A 2,566-nucleotide genomic window follows, 5' to 3' on the forward strand; every position below is an offset into this window, starting at 1 on the left:
ACCGGAGGACAGCGCCGAGGCGGCCGCTATTGCTAACACCAGTTTGCGAACTTGAACCATAGCCTCATCCTTTGTTTGAACGTTCCTCGGCCAGCGAGAAGATATTGATTGTCGCTGCCGTAAGGCATTGCGCGCGACGACGACAGATGTCGCGCGCGATCATTTCTTTGATGCCCCGGAAAGTCCCGGAGGGTGATACGTTTTCAACTGCTCCGGGCAAGCATAGCGCTCACCTAGAATCAGTCGACAAATTGTTGCCAAGTATCTTTTACAGCAGGTCTTTTATCAACAATTCAGCCACCTGCACAGCGTTAAGGGCCGCGCCTTTGCGTACGTTATCTGACGTCAGCCACAGATTAAGTTCCGCCGGGTCGTCGACACCGTTGCGCACGCGCCCGACATAGACCACGTCCTGCCCTACTGCGTCACCAACCGCAGTCGGATAATCACCGGCCTCAACCAGCTCGATCCCCGGCGCCGCTTCGAGTGCTGCGTTGACCTTTTCCAGGTCGACGGCCTTCTTCGACTGCAAGGTCACGCTAAAGCTATCGCCAAAAAACACCGGGGCTTGAACGCAAGTTGCGGAAATCTTCAATAAAGGTTGCGCCAGCACCTGACGCAGCTCGCGCACCAGACGTTTTTCCAGCAGCGTGTGCCCGTTCGCGTCCGGCGTGCCGACCTGAGCCAGCAGGTTGAACGCTACCTGCCGGTCAAAAAAGGTTGGCTCCAGCGGGCGCATGTTCAGCAGCTCGGCGGTTTGCCGCGCTAGCTCGGAAACGGCTTCACGACCTTGCGCGGACATCGCCAGACTGGCGCTGACATTGACGTACTGCAGATCGATCAGATCGAGCAACGGCGTCAATACCACGGCGAGCGTGGTGGCTGACGGGCTTGGGCTGCTGACCTGGAACGGCGCTTTCAGATTGGCGAGTACCGCGGCGTTGGCTTCCGGCACCACTTGCGGCGCCTGATCGGCCGGCAAGGCGCCGGACAAGTCGATCAACGAGCAACCGGCAGCGTGAGCGCGCGCGGCGTAACTCAGGGTGATGGCCGGGCCAGCGGCGAAAAACACCAGTTTGACCTTGCTGAAATCGAACTCGTCGACCTCACGCACGCGCACGTTTTTGTTGCGGAACAGCACCGAGCTACCGGCGGATTCGCTGCTGGCCAGCAGGTGCAGGTTGCCGACCGGGAAGTCGCGTTCTTCGAGAATCTGTACGAGGGTTTCGCCGACAGTACCGGTGGCGCCGATTACGGCAATATCTAGGGTCTGGGTCATGGTGCGAGCCTCTGGCGAAACGGGGGGAGCGGCACTTTACCGGGTGACCGCCATGCAGGCAATTTCTGCCCGGCATTTGTGGTGGCTGTACCGGCCTCTTCGCGAGCAGGCTCGCTCCCACAGGGGAATGCATTTCAAAGGTGGGAGCGAGCCTGCTCGCGAAGGCGGCAGACCCGGCAACCGAGAACCATCAGGCATAAAAAACCCGCACCTCTTTCAAGGCACGGGCTCTTTCATTGCTTCAACCGATCAACGCTCGAGCAAAATCCGCAGCATGCGACGCAGCGGTTCGGCCGCGCCCCACAGCAGTTGGTCGCCAACGGTGAACGCGCCGAGGAACTGCGAGCCCATGTTGAGCTTGCGCAGACGGCCGACCGGGACATTCAGGGTGCCGGTGACCTTGGTCGGGCTCAGCTCCTGCATGCTGATATCGCGCTGATTCGGTACCAGTTTGACCCAAGGGTTGTGCTGGCTGATCAGCCCTTCGATATCGGCGATCGGTACGTCTTTGTTCAGCTTGATGGTCAGCGCCTGGCTGTGGCAACGCATCGCGCCGATGCGCACGCAGATGCCGTCGACCGGGATCGGGCTCTTGAAGCGACCGAGGATCTTGTTGGTCTCGGCCTGAGCTTTCCACTCTTCACGGCTCTGGCCGTTCGGCAGTTCCTTGTCGATCCACGGGATCAGGCTGCCGGCCAGCGGTACGCCGAAGTTTTCGGTCGGGTACGCTTCGCTGCGCATGGCATCAGCCACGCGACGGTCGATGTCGAGGATCGCGCTGGCCGGATCGGCCAGTTGATCAGCGACAGCGGCATGGGTCGCGCCCATTTGCTTGATCAGTTCACGCATGTTCTGCGCGCCGGCACCGGAGGCCGCCTGATAGGTCATGGCGCTCATCCACTCGACCAGACCGGCTTCGAACAGACCGCCCAAGCCCATCAGCATCAGGCTGACGGTGCAGTTGCCGCCGATGTAGTTCTTGGTGCCTGCATCGAGCTGCTGATCGATAACCTTGCGGTTCACCGGATCAAGAATGATCACCGCGTCATCGTTCATCCGCAGGCTCGAAGCTGCGTCGATCCAGTAACCCTGCCAGCCCGCTTCGCGCAGTTTCGGGAACACTTCGCTGGTGTAGTCGCCGCCCTGACAGGTCAGAATCACGTCGAGGGTCTTCAGCTCATCAATGCTGTAAGCATCCTTGAGCGGAGCAATGTCCTTGCCCACGGACGGGCCTTGGCCACCGAGCAGAGCTTTTTGCCACGCACCATGGCCATGTCGAAACCGACG

2 protein-coding genes are annotated in these 2,566 nt (G+C 60.4%); both read right to left on the reverse strand.

Going from position 1 to position 2,566, the window contains the following annotated elements:
- Positions 1 to 268 precede the first annotated feature (268 nt).
- Positions 269 to 1,279: an aspartate-semialdehyde dehydrogenase gene (locus ACIP1X_RS25865; protein WP_400755692.1), complete on the reverse strand. Its 1,011-nt coding sequence runs from the start codon at positions 1,277 to 1,279 to the stop codon at positions 269 to 271.
- 249 nt (positions 1,280 to 1,528) lie between these two features.
- Positions 1,529 to 2,527: an aspartate-semialdehyde dehydrogenase gene (gene asd / locus ACIP1X_RS25870; protein WP_400755693.1), complete on the reverse strand. Its 999-nt coding sequence runs from the start codon at positions 2,525 to 2,527 to the stop codon at positions 1,529 to 1,531.
- Between the last annotated feature and the right edge of the window lie 39 nt (positions 2,528 to 2,566).

The organism is Pseudomonas sp. NPDC088885, from assembly GCF_044750025.1.
Taxonomy (GTDB): domain Bacteria; phylum Pseudomonadota; class Gammaproteobacteria; order Pseudomonadales; family Pseudomonadaceae; genus Aquipseudomonas; species Aquipseudomonas rustica.

Bases quoted from the DNA above. Each gene is read 5' to 3' on its own strand.
- ACIP1X_RS25865 (WP_400755692.1), bottom strand. From the start codon at position 1,279: ATGACCCAGACCCTAGATATTGCCGTAATCGGCGCCACCGGTACTGTC.